This is a genomic window from Flavobacterium sp. S87F.05.LMB.W.Kidney.N, from assembly GCF_004366435.1.
Classification (GTDB): Bacteria; Bacteroidota; Bacteroidia; order Flavobacteriales; family Flavobacteriaceae; genus Flavobacterium.
Genome location: NZ_SODX01000002.1, coordinates 776455 through 796078, shown reverse-complemented (window position 1 = coordinate 796078; position 19624 = coordinate 776455). Strand labels below are relative to the sequence as shown.

The window sequence follows — 19624 nt, the reverse complement described above, 5'->3', positions numbered from 1 at the left end:
AGTATTGGTTATTTTTTATGTATCTACGAATTAATCGCAATTAAGTATTATTTTAATTACTTTCAGTCCATTTAATTTCCCAATTTTTGATTAATTCTCTTTCATTAGATTCATCAAATTGAGTATTGTTTACAACTGATTTTCTAAAGGCTTCTAAAAACATTTTCCATCTCGGCCAATAGAATCCTTTGTACATTCCCTGCCATGATCGCGAAGCATAATCATTCAAATGACCTTCTCCACCCCAAAGCGTAATTAGTGTTTTTGCATTTTTTACATATAATTTTGAAACCTCTGCTGAACTTCCGTAATCAGAAGCCGATTTTACCCATTGATCTAAACTATTTAATGGCTGCCCGGACATCATTTTATCAATCTCCAAAGCTTGTTTTTCTATTTTTTTAAAAAGCTGGTCTCCTTTGATAACATCTTTCTGCTGATAGGCTTTTACACATTTCATTAAATCCTCATCAATACACAATGAATAATAATGTCTTGAAATATCAATTAAATCGTAGTTAATGAAATTCTTTTTATCATACTTTGCAGCTTCTTTGTGAAGGATATCCAAAGCTTCTTTTAATTTTTTCTTATCACCAGGATTTCCTTTAAATTCTGTAATTGTGGCCGTTGGGCGTTTAAATAACAAATATGCTCCAGCCCTATCATTCCACCAGCGAGTTTCCCAGTATTTCACATTATAAACAGATTCTAGTAATAATTCCCAAGCTTGAAAAATAGATTGAGTAGGTTTTTGTCCATATCTCGCATGTAAATATTTAGTCAGCCAGTTATTAAGAGGCTGCTCTCCTTTAGTCCACGCAAGATCATATATGTATTCATAAACAATTGAATTATTATTTAAGCCTTCTGGCATTGCCCCATAACCCACAATATTTCCTCTATTTGGATTCTGCAGCAAACTTGTCAATTCATTTTTATAGAAATTTAAATCTCCGTATACAGGATTTGATCCTCCATAATTATGGACATAACCATAAGTCCATTGTTTACCATAAAAAGCTTCTTGATTTTCCCATACCTTATACCTGTCATTGGCATAATCCTGAACCATCAATCTGTCATTTGGAACTTTGCTTAAAAATGCGCTGGTTGCTTCTTTTGTCCAGAAGTCTTTATTGTCTCCAAAAAGCCATCCCTGCATTACCCATACTGCACCAGGAGCTGCTTCATTAATAGTTTCGTAAATTGCACTTCCGTAATTAGAAAGTTCTTCGTATTTATTATGCTCAGAAACAGGAGGTTCAATTTCATTAAAAGAATCTGCTAAGTAGAAATTAGATGCGCCATACTTTTGGGTATAAATTTCAATAAAACGTTTTCCTATTTTTTTAAACAATGGATCTTTGGAATCTAATAGAAAAGTGCTTGCAAAGCCGCCTCCCGACCAAGATTTTAATTCTGTTATTTTAGCCTCAGGATGTTTTTCGGCAAAAGCTTTAGGCACATAACCACTAAAAGCAGGAACAACAGGATGCATGTCTAAGGCTCTCATCCTTTCCAATATTTTCTTTTGCAGCTCTTCTTTTTTACTAAACCATTCTTTTGGCAATGGTCCTTCTAGACTATTAATATTCCCCATTCGCTGCCATGGCAGATAGGCTGGCCCTGCAAAATGAGCTTCTAACTGATTGCTGGTCAAGCCATACTCTTTCCATAGTTCCTGCCATACTGCTTCCTGACCTTCCATTGCGGTAGGAAGATTTATTCCGTGCATTGCCATCCAGTCGATTTCTTGTTCCCATCGTTTCCAATCCCACCATGGTGTCGTATAACCAAAAGTACAGGCATTTAAATATTCTCTATATTGAAATGGTGTCTCACTCTTTTTAGAATATTTTGGCCATGTCTCGGGTAAATGAATTCTATTTCCTTCCCAGCTGACTAAAACTGCACCTATATCCCTAAGAAAATTATAAGCAGCATAGCATACAGCAGTATTATTTGATGCTTTTATTTTTACTTTATTGTTTGTTGTTTCAATTTCAAACCAATCTAATTTATTCCCTTTGTTTTCAATAATGCTTAATTCGAACTCGCTGGCACGATTACCTATAAGTCTTTCTATTACCTTTTGGGCACTTTCTGTTTTTTCTTCATTTTTGCAGTATACTTTCACTACACAAAAAAACAGCAGCATAAAAAATGGTACAATTCTTTTTAAAGAACCGTGCTTTTTATTTAGAAAATTCTCTTTTTTCATATCAATCACATATTTATTAAATTGTCTTAAAACATTTCTAAAACATAAATAAGGGAGATTAACTATTTAATCTCCCCACAAAACAAACCAAACAAAAATCTATTACTAATAATTAACAATTCTTATTTAATAAAATTTAGAGCAAAATAATGGGCTCTGAACTGGAAAATAAAATTATGTATAAGACTATCAGAAAAGATGGATTCATCAATCAAAAACATAGACATATTTTACAGTTTGTTTATTTAAAAATGGTATTGTTGAAAATACATATTAAAGGAATTGTTTATTCATTCTCTGATTGCCGAAGAAAAGGTTTAAATCTTAGAGACTAAAAAATGATACTATTAGTTTTTTGTGTAAAAACATTTTTTGACCTTTTAAAAATTCCTGAAAAGTTTTTTGACAAAATCGATGCAAAACTTAGAATTTAAAATATGATTGATTTAAAAAGTAAAGTTCTGTCGAAAAATCAATTACATTTACTTTAATCTACTTTACAAAACCAAATTTAAAAATGAGATATTAAGTATTAAAATTTCAAATCATTTACTCTTAATTTTCCAATTTCTAAATAATTGATCTATTTAATTGTTAAATATTTTATTTTGTTTAATTATTTTAAAACAAGGTTAAACAAAATAGAATTGTTTATTTAATTTAGATTTCAATAATAAGCTTTCCTTGTAATAACACAAAACCCCAAATTAAAACGATACTTTGGAGTTAATATTAGCCACAAATTATGAAACACTTTAGCTTATTAGTGTAACAAAAATGTTTAATAAAAAATTAGATTTGTCAAACAAAAACCTAAAATAAATTGCTATGTATCAAAATGTGAGGATCTTAAAAGATATAGTTGACCATACACCATTGCCTATCGCAGTTTATACAGGTGATAATCTAAAAATTGAGCTTGCCAATACTGCTATGATTCAACTTTGGGGGAAAGGCAATAATGTAATAGGCAAAAATTATCTTGACATTCTTCCTGAGATTAAAAAAGATTCTTTTTTTGATGAGGCACTTAATGTACTTAAAACTGGAATTCCCTTTCATGCTCAAGACAAAAAGGTAGATCTAATTAGTAATGGCGTCACAAATTCATATTATTTCAATTATAGTTTCATTCCTCTTATTGATGAACAAGGAAAAATTTATGGAGTAATGAATACTGGCGCAGATGTAACTGATTTACATATGGCTACGCAACAGGTTCAGAGTGCAGAAGAAAGGCTTAGAATTGCAATAGAGTCATCTGGAATGGGAACTTATGAAATAGACCTTGTAACCAAAAAAATCAAAACCTGTGGGAATTTCAATTCTATATGCGCTATTGAATCAGAAATATCCACTGAAGAATTAGTCGCAAAACTTCATCCAGACGATTTAGCAGCTCGTGAAAAAGCACATAAAGAAGCTGAAAGCACAGGGAAAATATGTTATGAAGCTCGAATTGTAAATAATGATAAATCCATACGATGGACAAAAATTAATGGCAAGATTATTAAAGATGAAAATGGAATTCCAATCACTATAATTGGAATTATTCAGGATATTAGTGAGCAGAGGCAATTTGAAGAAGAATTAAAAAAACAGGTTGCTTACAGCACCGAAGAACTAAGGAGATCAAATGATGATCTACTTCATTTTGCAAATGTAGTAAGTCACGATCTAAGAGAACCTGTAAGAAAAATTAAAATTTTCAATACTCTTTTAAAAAATGAAAAAGAAATTAATTTTAATGAGAGCAGTAAAAAATATCTCCATAAAATAGACCAGTCTACACTTAGAATGAACAATATAATAGAAGGTATTCTCAGCTACTCTACTATTGATAAAACCAAGCAGTCTATTGAAAAAATTAATCTCAATGAAGTTATTGACGGTATAAAAACAGACCTAGAACTGATTATAAAAGAGAAAGGCGCAATATTGAGTTCTTGTGATCTGCCCGAAATAGAAGGAGCGCCTATTCTTATTACACAGCTTTTTTATAACCTTATACAAAATGCATTAAAATTCTCAAAAGCAGATGAGCCGCCAAGAGTTATTATTACATGTGCAAATACAACATTAAATGGTGAAGATGCTGTACAAATTGTCGTTAAAGATAATGGCATCGGACTCGACTCTGTTTTCGCTGAAAGGATTTTTAATGCTTTTGAAAGATTAAATTCTAAAGACGAATATGAAGGAAATGGACTCGGGCTTTCGCTTTGCAGAAAAATAGCAAAAAGACATCATGGTACAATTACAGCCACCGGAGAAAAAGATAATGGAGCCGAATTTACAGTAACGCTTCCTTTAAAACAAACAACACAAAGTATATAATATTGAATAAATATTTTTGATTACGGTAATTAAGATCAAAAATTATAATGGCTAAAATTTAGAATCAGTCTATTTGTACTAATCACATGATAGAAGACATTTTCAGTTAATTTTATTTAGATATAAAAGTGAAATAAATGGTATAGACAAAAGCCTGCCCAGAATGAAACATAATTATAAAATAGGGAATTTCTTAAAACTTATTTCGACTGGACAAATAATTTACATGAACTATGAATACTGAAAATCATTATATCAATAGAAGCGGCTGGTTAAGGGCAGCTGTCCTAGGTGCAAACGACGGAATCTTATCTACTACAAGTTTAGCAATTGGTGTAGCTGCAGCGAGTGTAACAAGAGAACCTATTTTACTGGCTGCAACGGCTGGTTTAGTAGCTGGTGCCCTTTCTATGGCAGCAGGCGAATATGTATCTGTAAGTTCCCAGGCTGATGTTGAATCTGCTGATCTTAAAAGAGAAAAAGCAGAGTTGGAAAATATGCCAGAACTTGAACTTGAAGAACTGACACATATTTACATTCAAAGGGGACTAAATAAAGAATTAGCAAAACAGGTCGCTCATGAACTAACCGCTCATAATGCTCTTGAAACTCACGCAAGAGATGAACTAGGAATAAATGAAATTACGCAGGCCAATCCATTAATGGCGGCATTTGCATCGGCTGTTTCATTTATTATTGGAGGTATTTTACCGCTTGTAGTAGCTATTCTCGCTCCTATTAAACAAATGGTATTTTATCAATATGGTTTTTCAATACTTTTTTTGGCACTATCTGGAATACTAGCTGCAAAGGCAGGCGGATCAAATATTTTAAAAGCAGTAATGCGTATCTGTATCTGGGGTACTTTTGCAATGGCAGCATCTGCGCTAGTTGGCTATATTTTTGGAGTTCAGACCGCTTAAAAAGTTAGGATTTCAATGTAATATAAATTTAATCAAATCTTAAGCGAGAAAAAAAAATAAGATCCCTTCTAATTCGTTATTTCGTATATACCTAAAAACAAACTGAATAATGAAGCTTATCGCAATGTTTCTCCTATTAACATTTATGTCTCCTGTAAATTGGGAACCTGACTTTAATAATGCAAAAAAAATTGCAAAAGAAAAGCACGAATTAATTCTTTTGAACTTCTCTGGTTCAGACTGGTGCGGACCCTGCATCGTAACGCGCAAAGAATATTTTGAAAGTCAGGTGTTCACAGATATGGCAAATGAAAATTTAGTACTGGTTAATGCTGATTTTCCAAGAAAAAAGAAAAACATCGGAACAGCCGAACAAGTCCAGCGTAATGAAGCCTTAGCTGAAATATATAATAAAGAAGGCAGTTTTCCTCTAACACTTCTTCTAGATGCTGATGGCAAAGTAATCAAAACCTGGCACGGAAAACCTGAAACCTCACCTGAACAATGGACTGCCGAAATAAAAGCGATCTGTGAAAGCCGAAAATAACATATTCAAAAAGCAAAAATATTCACAATCCCTAAAACTCATGGGAAACAACTTTACCATTACAGTTGTAGCTGAAAATGAGAAAAAAGGAAATGAGAATATTAATCTTGCTATTGAAGAAATCAGGCGGATTGAAAAGCTGCTGACTACTTATAGCACAGATAGCCAGACCAATCTGATTAATGATAATGCAGGAATTCAGCCTGTAAAAGTAGATCTGGAAGTCTTTAATCTTATCGAAAGATCCATTGGAATTTCGAAAATCACACAAGGTGCATTTGATATCTCTTACGGAAGTATCGACAAAAGTCTTTGGAATTTTGACAAAACAATGACCACACTTCCTGATGCACTGACAGCAAAAAAAATGGTGCACCTTATTGATTACAGAAATATCATGCTGGACAAAGAAAACTCAACTGTATTTCTAAAAGAAAAAGGAATGCGGATTGGTTTTGGAGGTATTGGAAAAGGTTATGCCGCTGAAATGGCCAAACAGATCCTTTTAAAACAAAATGTTCAAAGCGGCATTATAAATGCCAGTGGAGATCTATCTGCGTGGGGATTACAGCCTGATGGAAAAAAATGGACAATTGGCGTAGCAAACCCTGACTCTCCAAATGGTGCTTTTTCGTACATGGAAATATCCAATAAAGCAGTAGCAACCTCTGGCAACTATGAAAAATTCGTAACCATTAATGGAAAAAAATATTCGCATACCATTGACCCAAAAACAGGGCTGCCAATAACCGGAATAAAAAGTGTTACCATTATCGCTTCTAATGCAGAATTTGCAGATGCAATGGCAACTCCAATAGCAGTTATGGGAATTAAGGCAGGCTTATTTTTAATAGATCAGATCCCTGATTTATATTGTATTATTATCGATGACAGCAATAAAATTTACACATCAAAAAACATTAACCTGAAATGAAAAAGCCAAAGCAAAAAAAACTGGTACTGTTCTGCAGCATTGCTTTTACAGCTATTCTGTTCACCTCTTGTACTTCGGTAAAAGAATACCAGAAGGGAAAAATCAACGATTCTGAAATGGTACTTTCTAATCGAAAAATCGAAAAGACAGAACTCAGTTTTCAATCCTACCGTGAAGGAGCTTCCGGAGCAAATTCAGGAAAAAGCGGTGGCGGCTGCGGGTGTAACTAATTTTCATACTATAAAAAAATGAAAAGAATATTCATAACAGGGTTTGCTTTGTTGGCATTATTTCAGACAAAAGCACAAAATGTTCCTACTGATTCTATTAGTTATAAAAGCAAAAAATTAAAGCTGGAAGAAGTAAATCTGGTTTCCAGTTATTATAAACAGGATGGAGATAATTCTGCCGTTACTGGAGGTATTGGTTCTGAGCACCTTACAGATATAGCAAATACTATTGATGTAAAATTAGTAAAATACGGAGAAACTGGAATTAAGCACACTTTTGATATCGAAGCTGGTATAGATCACTATACCTCAGCATCATCAGATATGATTGATTTGAGTGCCAATTCATCTGCATCATCTTCAGACAACCGCTTCTATCCTTCGTTGACTTATTTGAGAGAGAATGAAGAAAAAGGAAGAACATTGGGAATTGGAGTTTCATCATCAACGGAGTTTGACTACCAGTCCTTTGGAGGAAACATCAGCTTCTCACAAAAAACAAAAGACAGAAACGGAGAATTTACAGCTAAATTTCAGACCTTTATAGATCAGTTAAAATTAATTGAACCAGTCGAGCTCCGCCCTCCAGGCCAGGAAGGCTATGGCAGCGCCAACCGTAATACTTTTGCAGGAACTTTAAGCTACTCGCAGGTTGTAAACAAGAACCTGCAGGTAATGCTTGTAGGAGATGTAATCAGCCAAAATGGATACTTAAGCCTTCCTTTTCATAGAGTTTATTTTGTAGATGGCTCGGTGCATCAGGAAAAAATGCCGGATACCAGATTCAAAATTCCATTGGGAATCAGAGCCAGTTATTTCTTGGGAGACAATATAATTATTCGTGCTTATTACAGATATTATACTGACGATTGGAGCTTAAAAGCGCATACTGCCGATATTGAAATTCCTGTGAAATTAACCCAGGCTTTTTCAGTCAGTCCTTTTTATAGATATTATACACAAACAGGAACTAAATATTTTAAACCATACGGAGAACATACTGCAGCTGATGAATATTACACCAGCAATTATGATTTATCTAAGTTTAACAGTAGTTTCTTTGGAATGGGAATGAAATTTACGCCTCTAAACGGAATTTTTGGACTTAAACACTGGAATACATTAGAACTCCGTTACGGGCATTATACTAGAACTACTAATATGACTTCGGATATTATAAGCATTAATATAAAATACAAATAAAAGATAATCAACCACTTAAAAAATAAAATAAATTTAGGCACGCTTCTTGTTTATTCTAAATACAGTAATGAATTAAAAAAATGAAATTATGAAAACTTTAAAATATTTATTGATTGGAATCGTATTCTTTTCTTTTAGTCAATCTCAAGCACAAGTATCTGTAAATGTAAATATAGGAACTCCTCCTGCATGGGGTCCGGTGGGCTACACAGATGTTCGCTATTATTATCTTCCAGATCTTGAGACTTATTATGATGTAAGCACGTCAAATTATGTGTACTTAAACAACGGAAGATGGGTCAGAACAAGAGCATTGCCTGCTGCCTATAGAAATTATGATCTTTACAATGAGTACAAAGTAGTTTTGACAGATTATAGAGGAGACCGTCCTTATGACAATTTTAAAACCCATAAGGTAAAATATGCAAAAGGTTATAAAGGAAAACCTCAAAAAACAATTGGTCCAAAACCTGGTAAAGGGAATAATGGACATCACGATAGTGGGAACCATAATGGAAATGGTAAGGGCAAAGGAAATGGGAAACATTAATGCAAAAGAGGCTTTGGGGAGCCTCTTTTTTATATAAAATATCTAGATTATTTATTAGCAACCAAGTAAAAAACACTTCATTGTGAAGTGTTTTTTTTTTGTATAATATGTAAAATTGTAAATCTTTTACATCAAAGAAAAAACATTCCATCCACAGAGTACTAAAGAAATTATCATCAGAATTTTGGATGTCTTTTTTAGATAAGCAGCCTTTTTAGCTTTTGAAAAGATAATCGCCGTTATTGCTAATGAAAATATTTCAATAACTGTTAAAAGAAAAGCATCTTGAATACATTCGGGAAACACACTAAGATAAGCTGTCTTGCAATCTTCAAACTCAGTGTAGATTTTGCTTATATATATCCACCAAATTTTATCTAGAACATTAATGGCAAGCAATAATACTCCCATACTATAAATAATCGTTTTGTATCTAGATTTCATAATCATACGAATTAAACTTTAGAAAACCTCAAAACTGCACATTGCTGTGACAGTAATGAGGCTCCGCTAAAATATTATACAATAGTAGATTCAAATTGTTTAAGGTCTCGGGTATTTTTTTGCACAGCAAGGGCAGAGAACAATCCTAATACGAATGACATTCCGAAGAAACCTTTTTCACTCAATAGTAAATTAGCATTCCACAAACCAATTATAAGTAAGACTATAGAGGCAATAGTACTAAACCAGCTTATACTGTAATATAAGTCGGTTACTGGTATTCCTTCCAGCTTGTCACGCACACTTTTTTGTACTGATATTACAGAAAAAAGACCAAAGAGAAGAATTGTAAAATAATAGCCTTTTTCGTTATAAGCCATTTCCGAATTGTAAAGACCAATACAATAAGAGGTCATACCAATAATTAATGTCATCCAAGATGCTCCCACAAAGGCAGCGCTCGGTTTTAACGGATTAAATCCATTGTTTGATTTTGCATTTTTTGATTCTGAATTGTTGTTTGATTCATTTGATTTTAGCGGTTCCATAATTTTATGTTTTATAATTATGAGACAAATTTCAGGATGAAGCAGGAGTTATCAAAATCAATTTCCATATAAAACTGACGATATAAAATACATTTTATTATTTTTACCTCAATAAAAATCTTATTTATGAATGCACTCCAAGAAATATCAAACATAATGAATGAGAATGATAAAAAGGCATTCATACAGTATTTATCAAGAAAAAACAAGCGAAAAGATGCAGGTAATATCGCTTTATTTAATTCTTTAAAAACTGACGATATAAAACTTAACAAAAAGAATTCATTAGATACAAAAAGTACAGATGCGTATCATGCCCTTAGAAAAAGACTTTATGACAACATGATTGACTTCATGGCTAATCGAAGTTTTGAAAATGATACTTCACAAGAAAATGCAATACTTCGTCTTATTGTTGTGAGCCGCCTATTTTTTGAACATAAACTCGAAAAAACGGCTTTCAAATGTTTGGCAAAGGCTGAAGAAATTGCAGTCAACTTGGAACATTTTAGTCTGCTTAATGAAATATATCTGACTCAGATACAGTTTGCCCACTTCGATCTGTCACAGCCAATTGAAAAAATAATACAGAATTTCAAAGCAAATAAAAAACAGCTCGAATACGAAGAACAGCTTAATTTGGGCTATGCTGTTTTGCGACGCGAACTGGCTGCTATTTATCATGAAAGCCGGATTGTAGACTTCCAGTCGCTTATAAAAAGCACTATTGAAACATACGGAATTTCTTTAAAACAAGGATTAACTTTTAAATCTCTTTACCAGATCTTATTCATTGCCAATGAGTATGCTTCTATAAACAACAATTTCTCGCTTATACAGCCATTTGTTCTTAAAAGCTATCGCTTCATTAGTAAAAAAGCAGATTTGACAAATAAGCATTTGTACTATCATATCTACATATTATATTTTATAGCGAACTTCTATTTTAGAAATGGTCAATTTAAAGAATCTTTAAGCTATTTGAATTCGATGTTTACACAACTGAATAATCAGTGTGGTAAGTATTATCAGCGTTTTTGCCTGAGATATTTTTTACTGCTTTCTTTCAATGAAAATTATCTTGGAAATTTTCAAAAAGCGATAGAGACTGCCGAGAAGTCTTTAACTTTAAATAAAAAGACAGATCCTAATGACAGTAATGATATTCGTTTGATGCTGATCGTTTTTTATATACAGCAAAATGCAGGACGTAATGCCGTAAAAGAAATGGCAAAACTAAACCATACCGACAGCTGGTACGAAAAAAAAATGGGAATGGACTGGACAATCAAAAAGTGTCTTGTAGAAATCTTGCTTCATGTACAGGAAGAAAATACAGAACTGGCAATATCGCGTATAAAAAGTTTTAAACGCCGTTACAAAAAATATCTTTTTACGGTAAATGAAGAGCGAGTTATGCAGTATCTTTTATTTGTAGAACAATATGTACTGAAACCAGAAATTATAAAAACTGAAAAATTTCAAAAAACAATTGAAGATTTTATCATTACATCTCAAAATGGACCTAAGGATATTTTGATCATGAGCTTTTTGGCATGGCTGCTCGCAAAAGTACGACAGAAGCCTATTTATGAGACAACTTTAAATCTTTTAACTACCTATTTTCCTGCCTGAATTTCGATAAAGAAATCGTAATTTTGATTCTCTAGAATTTGATCAATTTTTTTTTTATTTAAAAAACAAACCTGCAGCAAGCAACTGCTGCAGGTTCAACATTAAGTAATCAACCAGGGCAGTTATTTACTGCCTTTACTATTAGATGTTGAGTCTGTTTTTACACTAGTACTTCCTTTTTGCGTTGTTCCGTCAGATCCAGAACCTGTAGAACCTTCACCAACGGCACCGGTTGTTCCATTTGTACTAGTATTTGTGGTGTCAGAATTTGGTCCGACAGTATCAATAGTTGTTTCTGTTGAATCAGCACTATTGGTATAAGTATTATCTTCAGCAGCATTTTCATTCTTTTTACATGAAGAAATGACCGCTGCAAACAAGAAGATTAATATCGAGGTTTTGAATATAGTTTTCATAATTTTTATTTTTTAGTTATTATTCAAAGTTATTTCTCCACACTCTTTTATTGTTACATTATCGATCTCTAGATTTTATATATTTCATACATCTATCTAAAAATCAAACAACAAACACTACAAAATTATTTTTACAGAAGAATCTCCATTTATTTTGTACTCTGCTAAAGTTTTGGATTTAGATTCAGGTTCGATTTTTTTCTTATTTTGGAAAACTTCAAAATCTATTTTACTTTTCTCATTTAGTAGAATTTTAAAATTGCATTCGAAATCCGCATTTCCTAAAACTTTAAATGTTATTGTTTTTTTTACTTTTTTAAAATTTACAATTGGATAATCTGTAAAAATTAAAAAGTCTTCATTTCTTACTTGATGATATTGTCTTGTCATGACTCCAAAACCCACGCCAGCTCCATAAACTTCCTGCCCTACCTGTCCGCTTTTTTCCCATCCATTATAAAGATCTTCGAGCGGAATCCAAAATGTTTTGCCTATTTCGCCTGTTTTAGCTTCGTCTGAAACCATCTCAGGAGGAAGTTTGGTTGGATAATAATAAGGAAATCTGCTGATAGCATATTTTAAGAATTCTGGAATAAGAATTTTTAATGCAGGTTCAAGATCTATCGATTCGGCCTGTATTAAATATTCTGATAGCGCTGCATATACTTCCATTTCTTCGTATGCGGCAGTATAAGGTGCTTCGTTAAGAGGAAAAACAGAAAAGTAATTTGGGTAGTTTTTCCCAAATCCGTATTGGCAATCCCATATCTGCATATTTTTGAAAAGACAAGCCAGACAAGCGTAACTTAAATCCAGGTATTCTTTTTTGTTCGTAATTTTATATAATTCTAAAAGTGCTCCAGCAGAAAAAGCGGTATTGTTCGCTTGATAAAAAATACTAAATCCACAGCCTATGAGTTTCTTAACTGCTTTTTCAGCTTCATTTAGATAACGTTTCTCCTTTGTCAAGCGATACAGCAACAGCATTAAATGTGCATATGATCCCGGCACATCCTTTTCACCTCCCTCTCCAGGAGCAGTTTCCTTTTTAACAACTTCAAGAGTATCCATTTTATAAAATACCGGCCACTTATAATCAAAATGATGCGCAACCTTAATGGCAAATTCAATAGATTTTAAAACGAGATCTTCTGCTTTTTTTTCGCCATTCAAAGCGAGTCTTGTCAGATTCATGAGAGGATGATGCAGGTACCAGGAATCCATTACCATTTCCTTCTTTTGTTCTTCTGACTTATCAAGTTCTTCAATAAGTTCTGGAAGCCATCTGTTGATTGTCTTTATTTTAGGATCATAAAACGAATCTATTCCTTCGAGCAAATCATTATAAACTGGATGTGTTTCTCCGTACCAGAGGGTTAATTCATTAAGAGGCATTAATACGGCGAGCTGAACCATAACTTCTGCCGGAGTATCGTAATCGCACAAATAAGCATTTAAAAAAGAGTTTCCTTTTGTCTGAGTCCAAGATCCTTTATTATGATACAACTCGTCCAGACAATTTTGGGTAATTTCAGGCCAGTTGTGATAAATGATTTCAGGATGTGGTAAAACGCAATAAACATCTGCCAAATTTCTAATAAACTCTTGTGTTTCTTGTATTTCATTTTCAATTGTATCTTCAGAAAATAAAACATAGGCATCTGATATCACATAGGCTTTATCTGAAGGCAAAGGTTTTTCTTCTGTTATTGGTAATTGAAAACCAATTTCAGGCCAGCTTCCGCCAACAGTATTTTCTAATGATGTTTCTGTTGCCTCACAATATTCGCTTATAGAGCCCAAATCTTGAAAGTAAAAAAAAGAACCTCCTTTTGGTTTGGTCATACTTGCAAAAAGTAGTCCAGACCTTGAACCTATTTGATTGGTATGGATGGTTCCATTTGTATTGGCAACATTTCCACTTTGGGTTACCGGAATTATATCTCTTGGCCAAAATGGAATCATAAAAGGCTGATTAGCTTTAAATGTAGTTTTATAATGAAGTAAAGCTTTATCAGAATTCGGAAAAGAAATAGCTGTGCTGTAAGTGCCCAGTTTTGTTTCTAAATTAATTATGAGTATTTCCTCGTCATCAAATAGATTTGTGACTTCAAAACAACTATTCATAGCAAAAGCGGCACGAAAGGCCATCTTTACCTGATTTGGCCAAATCACCAAAATCCATAATGAATCGCCTGTATTATAAACTTGGAAAAAATAGTTATGAAATTCCTTTTCCCATATTAAAACGCTGTTTTCTAAATCGGCCTGCACTGTGGCTGCCCATGGTGAAATTGTATGCATACATCATTTGTTTAAGATAGCATTAATGGTAAATTTTGAAATTTTGTTTAAACAAATATTACTCGCCAGTTTCTGCATGAGGTGCATCTACAGGTTTTGATTGAGATGAACCTATCTGTCTCAAATAAATAGAAAGTACTATAATTGCAAATACTGATAAAAATTCGCTCTGCCAATTTTGAAATGATTCAAACCAAAATCTTGAATCGGTAATATATTTTGATGCTGTTTCTAGGGGCATTCCTTTGAAAGAGAGCTGTTCATTTTCGTCTTTTAAACTTCCATAAAAATGTGCAACGAATGAAAGCGCAAATAATAAAAACAACATAATACTAAGTGAATGCTTGTAAAGAGCCAAAATAAATCCTCCTTTTTTAACGGGCCAAGGAGCGTCTTTTTTATTGGGAGAAGGTTCACGGTCAACCTCTTCTTCTTTATCAAAATCTTTAGATTCTGAAGATCCTTTTTGCTGTAAAAAAATGGTTAATACAACAAGAAGCGCCATTTGCAAAAATTCACTTTCCCAATTTTCAAAAGTAGACTCTACAAAATGTCCTGTTGAGAAATAAGATAATATAGTAATTGGAGTCACTCCGTTTTCAATAAGATCTTTATTATATTCTTTAAAACCAAAAAGAATCTGCCCGGCAAACGAAGCAAAAAATAATAATAAGAAACAAATTGAAAGTCCGTTGTTGCGTATAAAAGTTTTCATAATATGTTCATTTCAGAAAACATTACTGATATACCGCCAGCACTTGGCAATTCATAAAACAGTTTTTGTATTGTAGTTATTTTTTTATGACCAAATAAACTTTCGATATCCTTTTCTTGATAATCATAGAAAGTATTCTTATTATATGTTGAATTCATTTTCATAATTTTAGGTATATTATATTAAACCATAATCCCTCTATATTCTGCATTTATTCATCTGCTGGTAAAAGCTGAGATTCCATAAATTTTCCCGTAACAATAGTTCCTTGTTCATCTTCCCATTGGGTAATGACATTTTCGATCAAATCTGGTTCAAAATCTATAATTTTCATTACTTGATTACCAAATTCCTGCTGTACTTTTTGACCTTTCTTAAACATAATCTTAATCCTTATTGTTATACAAAATCTTCTCTTTTCATTATTTAATAAATAAATCACAACATGAAAATTCATTTATTTTTCTCAATGTTAAAATTACTTATACTGGCTTTCAGTATTTTACAACATTATAGAGCTTTATTATATTATTAAATGATTTATTGAATATCAAGTATTCAAAAATCCCTAAATAAATAGTGGTTGCTTTAAAAAAAGAAAAGGAAAGCTCTAAATAGTTTTAAAGTTTTCCCTTTCTTTTACTTCAATATAAATTACTCGTGATATAGAGTTGAATTACTTCCAAGGATCTAGAACTACTTTTACACATCCGTCTTCACGTTTTTTAAAAATGTCGTAAGCATGCGAAATCTCAGATAATGGCAGTCTGTGTGTAATAATATCATCAAGCTGTACTTTTCCCTGAACCACATATTCTAGTAATTTATCAATATGTTTATGTGCAGGAGCTTGTCCGCCTTTTAGGATAATTCCTTTGTCAAAGAATTGTCCCAACGGAAAATTATCGTAATTAACAGGATAAACGCCCAGTACAGCAACTATTCCACTTCTTCTTACAGCACTCATACAAGCTTCTAGTACTTTTATGGAACCTTTTTCAAAATTAATAGTTGCTTTAATTCGGTCACCTAGATTTCGATCAGGTTCAAAACCTACGGCATCAATACAAACATCTGCACCGCGGCCGTTTGTTAAAGAACGAATATGTTCTACAACATCTTTTGGTCCGTCTTCCCATAAAATAGTAGTGCAGCCCGTTGTAGCTTTTGCTTTATCAAGTCTGTACTGAAGAGTATCTACAACAATAACTTGCGCTGCTCCTCTTAACCAGGCACTTTTTGCAGCCATTAAACCAACTGGTCCCGAACCAAAAATAGCTACTGTTTCTCCTCCTTTAACTTCTCCCCAATCTACTCCTGTATATCCAGTTGGGAAAATATCTGTTAGAAAAAGAACCTGCTCATCTGTTAAATTATCAGGAACAACTCTTGGTCCATAATTTGCATAAGGAACTCTTACGTATTGAGCCTGACCTCCGTCATAACCTCCGTAAAGATCTGTATATCCAAAAAGTGCACCTCCTTTTTCTGTGGCTATGCCTCCTTCAGGTCCATAATGTTCAGGATTGCTATGTTCACAATTTCCGGGAACATCGTGATTACAGAAAAAACAATTTCCGCATGCAATAGGAAAAGGAACTACAACCCTATCGCCCCTTTTAACATGAGTTACTTCAGAGCCAACTTCTTCTACTATCCCCATAAATTCATGCCCGAGAACCATAGGTCTGGGCTGAGGAAATCCTCCTGAATAAATATGAAGATCAGATCCGCAAATTGCTGTCGAAGTAACTTTAAGAATGATATCGTCTTTGGCATTTAATTTTGGGTCATCGACTGTATCGTATTTTATGGATCCAGGTCCATGGATAACTGCTGCTTTCATAATATTTATTTTTACATTAATAGAACGCTAAGTAACTCTTATTTAAACCATTAATATTATATTTTAATTCCATTTTCTTACATAAAAATTGACTGGTAATGATGTAAACTAATCATTTTAAGCTATAATATTTTGGGGTGTTGATTTTATAAATTTGAGAGAGATTTGAAAAATCTGATTCAAATCCAATAATCCTTAAAACAATTTTATTATGTCACAAACAGATGATAAATGGAATGATGGCAGCATTTCGTCAGGAAGCAATGTATCGTATTGGATTGATTCTACTTCTATTCTTGCTTTTCAAAATCCTGACCAAGATATTACAACAGAAGTCCTTATTATTGGCGGTGGAATTGCTGGTCTGACTACAGCTTATAAATTATTAAAAGCAGGTAAAAAAGTGGTTTTAGTAGACGATGGTGTGATAGGAAGCGGAGAAACCGGCCGCACTACAGCACATTTGTCCTGCGCCTTAGATGATCGATATTATTATTTAGAAGATACTTTTGGCAAAGATGGAGCAAAACTAGCCGCCGAAAGCCACAGTGCTGCAATTGATGAAATAGAAAATATAGTGCAGACTTTAAATATCGATTGTTCCTTCAAAAGAGTAAACGGTTATTTGTTTCTGCATCCTTCGGATAAAATAGAAAATCTAGAAAAGGAATTCAATGCCACACAAAACGCTGGAATAGATACCGCTTTTTTAAAAGAAACCCCAACAATAAACGGTGGGGAATCTATGCCATGTATTGTTTTTAATAATCAGGCTCAATTTCATGTTTTGCAATACCTTAAAGGAGTTGCTGATGCAGTTATTGCTCTTGGCGGAACTATTTATACAGAAGCAAGAGCCGAAAAAATTACTAAAGATGGTGCAGAAGTAAATGGGTATAATTTTTCTGCAGAACATATTGTTGTGGCTACTAATTCGCCTATTAACGATACTTTTACGATGCACACCAAACAAGCGGCCTACAGAAGTTATGTTATTGCGGGCAAAGTTCCCAAAGGCAAACTGCCAAATTCTTTATGGTGGGATACTGGCGATTTAAATTCGAAATGGGTTTCGCAACCTTATCATTATGTTCGTTTGGAAAATTTTGATGACGAATATGACCTGCTGATTTCTGGTGGAGAAGATCATAAAACTGGGCAGGCTGATGAAGAAGGAATTTCGGAATTTGAACGATATGAAAGACTGGAAAGCTGGACACGAAATTATTTCCCTGTACTTGAAGATATTGCCTACAGATGGTCTGGCCAGATAATGGAACCTGTAGATGGTTTAGGTTATATGGGGAAAAATCCTGGTGATGATAATATTTATATTATAACTGGTGATTCTGGCAACGGAATGACTCATGCCACAATTGGCGCAATGATTATCAGTGATGCAATAATTGGAATAAAAAACAAATGGGAAGAGTTATACAGTCCTTCAAGAATTTCACTCAAATCTATTGGAGATTTTGCTAAAGAAACTGCGAATATGGCTTCACAATATCTGGATTGGGTAAAAGCTTCTGATTTAAAAAATACTGCGGATTTAAATGCTGGTGAAGGAGGTGTTCTTTCGTCTGGTTTGAAAAAAATTGCCGTATATCGTGATTATGATAATACGCTGCATGCTTTCTCGGCTGTTTGTCCGCATTTAGGCTGCATCGTGCAATGGAATACTAACGAAAAATCTTTTGACTGTCCGTGTCATGGTTCTCGATTTGCATCAGATGGAACGGTAATGAATGGTCCTGCAAAAACTGATTTGAGTCCAATACACGTCAAATTATTTCATAAAAATATAAAATAAAAAAACCTCCATCCTTATTTCAGATGGAGGTTTTTTCATAACTAAGCGTTTCTATTATTTATCATCGCCTTCTGTGGCGTCAAAATTAATAGTATTATAAGCCGCTTCTGTTAAGGTAGTATCAGCTTCTTTTTCTTCGTTTAAAGTTTGAACCAAAAGTGATACTGCTTCATCTTCACCTAGTGTTTTAGCAAACGCTGCAAGTGTTCCGTATGTTGCAATTTCATAATGTTCAATTTTTTGAGATGCTGCAATAATTCCGGCATCACGAACTGCTCCTTGCTCTGTCTCTTCCATAATCCCTTCACCTTCTTTGATCAAGCCTTCCATTGCATCGCATTTTTTTGCAACAGCTTTTTCTCCAACAGATGCAAAAACTTCTTCTAAGCGGGTAACTTGTCCTTCAGTAACTTTTAAATGCTCATTAATTGCATCAATAAGATTTTGAGAGGTTGCATTTTTAGCCATTTTTGGTAATGCTTTAGTCAAAGCTTTTTCTGCCCAATAAATATCTTTTAAAGAGTCAACAAATAAGTCTCTTAATCCTTCTGCTGCTGATGATTTAGCTTTTACAGTTCCTTTTGGTGCAGCTGTTTTAGATGCACTTGTCTTAGACGCACTTGTTTTAGATGCGTTTGTTTTAGATGCAGCTGGCTTTTTTGCAGCTGTCTTTGTATTTGAATCTTTCATGATAATAATTTTTAAAATTAGTTTATCAAATGTAGGGAGCATTCAAACAGTTAGCTTATACAATTCTAATTCAATATTATAACATTCAAATATTTGAATATCAACCAGTAGAAAATTAAAAAAAATATAATGAATTCTTAGCTGCTATTAAATTAGGTTGTATAAAATTGGCAAATCAAATACTAAAACTATAGTTTAATTTCTTGCAAAATATAAAAGTTCGTTTTTTATAATACACTACTTTTTCCAATAATTGTGGTATATT

19 protein-coding genes are annotated in these 19624 nt (G+C 33.3%); 9 read left to right on the top strand and 10 right to left on the bottom strand.

All coding sequences use genetic code 11. The annotated features are described in order from the left end of the window. Positions 1-52: 52 nt before the first annotated feature. A complete protein-coding gene (locus EDB96_RS09140) occupies positions 53-2224 on the bottom strand; it encodes an alpha-N-acetylglucosaminidase (protein ID WP_134140275.1) in 2172 nt (723 codons plus the stop codon). A gap of 828 nt (positions 2225-3052) precedes the next feature. Between EDB96_RS09140 and EDB96_RS09135 the strand changes: the two genes are divergently transcribed. The 7 genes from EDB96_RS09135 (at position 3053) to EDB96_RS09105 (ending at position 8948) form a co-directional block, all read left to right on the top strand. Next, on the top strand, positions 3053-4561 hold the full coding sequence (locus EDB96_RS09135; RefSeq protein WP_134140274.1) for an ATP-binding protein: 1509 nt from the start codon (positions 3053-3055) through the stop codon (positions 4559-4561). Positions 4562-4794: 233 nt separating this feature from the next. Continuing rightward, complete coding sequence (locus tag EDB96_RS09130) at positions 4795-5484, top strand: VIT family protein (protein WP_057116341.1); 690 nt, start codon at positions 4795-4797, stop codon at positions 5482-5484. 109 nt (positions 5485-5593) lie between these two features. Then, a complete protein-coding gene (locus EDB96_RS09125; RefSeq protein ID WP_134140273.1) occupies positions 5594-6031 on the top strand; it encodes a thioredoxin family protein in 438 nt (145 codons plus the stop codon). A 40-nt stretch (positions 6032-6071) separates the two neighbouring features. Then, a complete protein-coding gene (locus EDB96_RS09120; RefSeq protein ID WP_057116343.1) occupies positions 6072-6965 on the top strand; it encodes an FAD:protein FMN transferase in 894 nt (297 codons plus the stop codon). Beyond that, positions 6962-7195, top strand: a complete 234-nt coding sequence (locus tag EDB96_RS09115; RefSeq protein WP_057116344.1) for a DUF4266 domain-containing protein — start codon at positions 6962-6964, stop codon at positions 7193-7195. The genes EDB96_RS09120 and EDB96_RS09115 overlap by 4 nt, the downstream gene beginning before the upstream one ends. Before the next feature lie 18 nt (positions 7196-7213). Further along, a complete protein-coding gene (locus EDB96_RS09110; protein WP_134140271.1) occupies positions 7214-8398 on the top strand; it encodes a DUF3570 domain-containing protein in 1185 nt (394 codons plus the stop codon). Between the two features lie 88 nt (positions 8399-8486). Next, complete coding sequence (locus EDB96_RS09105; protein WP_057116346.1) at positions 8487-8948, top strand: hypothetical protein; 462 nt, start codon at positions 8487-8489, stop codon at positions 8946-8948. 126 nt (positions 8949-9074) lie between these two features. On the opposite strand, the gene EDB96_RS09100 is transcribed toward EDB96_RS09105, so the two are convergent. Both EDB96_RS09100 and yiaA read right to left on the bottom strand, forming a co-directional pair. Continuing rightward, positions 9075-9392 (bottom strand): hypothetical protein, encoded by a 318-nt coding sequence (locus EDB96_RS09100; protein ID WP_134140270.1) that lies wholly within the window; start codon positions 9390-9392, stop codon positions 9075-9077. 74 nt (positions 9393-9466) lie between these two features. Beyond that, complete coding sequence (yiaA, locus tag EDB96_RS09095) at positions 9467-9940, bottom strand: inner membrane protein YiaA (protein ID WP_134140269.1); 474 nt, start codon at positions 9938-9940, stop codon at positions 9467-9469. 126 nt (positions 9941-10066) lie between these two features. Between yiaA and EDB96_RS09090 the strand changes: the two genes are divergently transcribed. Then, positions 10067-11575 (top strand): hypothetical protein, encoded by a 1509-nt coding sequence (locus EDB96_RS09090; protein WP_134140267.1) that lies wholly within the window; start codon positions 10067-10069, stop codon positions 11573-11575. Between the two features lie 122 nt (positions 11576-11697). Here EDB96_RS09090 and EDB96_RS09085 read toward each other — a convergent pair whose 3' ends face one another. From EDB96_RS09085 to EDB96_RS09070, 6 genes are all read right to left on the bottom strand, one after another. Continuing rightward, a complete protein-coding gene (locus tag EDB96_RS09085; RefSeq protein WP_057116350.1) occupies positions 11698-11991 on the bottom strand; it encodes a hypothetical protein in 294 nt (97 codons plus the stop codon). Positions 11992-12108: 117 nt separating this feature from the next. Beyond that, on the bottom strand, positions 12109-14295 hold the full coding sequence (locus EDB96_RS09080; protein WP_134140266.1) for a hypothetical protein: 2187 nt from the start codon (positions 14293-14295) through the stop codon (positions 12109-12111). Between the two features lie 58 nt (positions 14296-14353). Further along, positions 14354-15010, bottom strand: a complete 657-nt coding sequence (locus EDB96_RS09075) for a DUF6766 family protein (protein WP_057116352.1) — start codon at positions 15008-15010, stop codon at positions 14354-14356. Further along, on the bottom strand, positions 15007-15168 hold the full coding sequence (locus EDB96_RS21055) for a hypothetical protein (protein WP_166669288.1): 162 nt from the start codon (positions 15166-15168) through the stop codon (positions 15007-15009). Before EDB96_RS21055 ends, EDB96_RS09075 begins: the two co-directional genes overlap by 4 nt. Positions 15169-15221: 53 nt before the next feature. After that, complete coding sequence (locus tag EDB96_RS21050; protein WP_166669287.1) at positions 15222-15392, bottom strand: hypothetical protein; 171 nt, start codon at positions 15390-15392, stop codon at positions 15222-15224. Positions 15393-15686: 294 nt separating this feature from the next. Further along, positions 15687-16856 (bottom strand): zinc-dependent alcohol dehydrogenase, encoded by a 1170-nt coding sequence (locus tag EDB96_RS09070; protein WP_134140265.1) that lies wholly within the window; start codon positions 16854-16856, stop codon positions 15687-15689. A gap of 211 nt (positions 16857-17067) precedes the next feature. Here EDB96_RS09070 and EDB96_RS09065 point away from each other — a divergent pair, with 211 nt between their 5' ends. Beyond that, positions 17068-18669 carry an FAD-dependent oxidoreductase gene (locus tag EDB96_RS09065; RefSeq protein WP_134140264.1) on the top strand — a complete coding sequence of 534 codons (1602 nt, stop codon included), beginning with the start codon at positions 17068-17070 and terminating at the stop codon, positions 18667-18669. A gap of 54 nt (positions 18670-18723) precedes the next feature. On the opposite strand, the gene EDB96_RS09060 is transcribed toward EDB96_RS09065, so the two are convergent. Next, entirely contained in the window at positions 18724-19359 is a 636-nt protein-coding gene (locus EDB96_RS09060) for a ferritin-like domain-containing protein (protein ID WP_057116355.1), read from the bottom strand. Between the last annotated feature and the right edge of the window lie 265 nt (positions 19360-19624).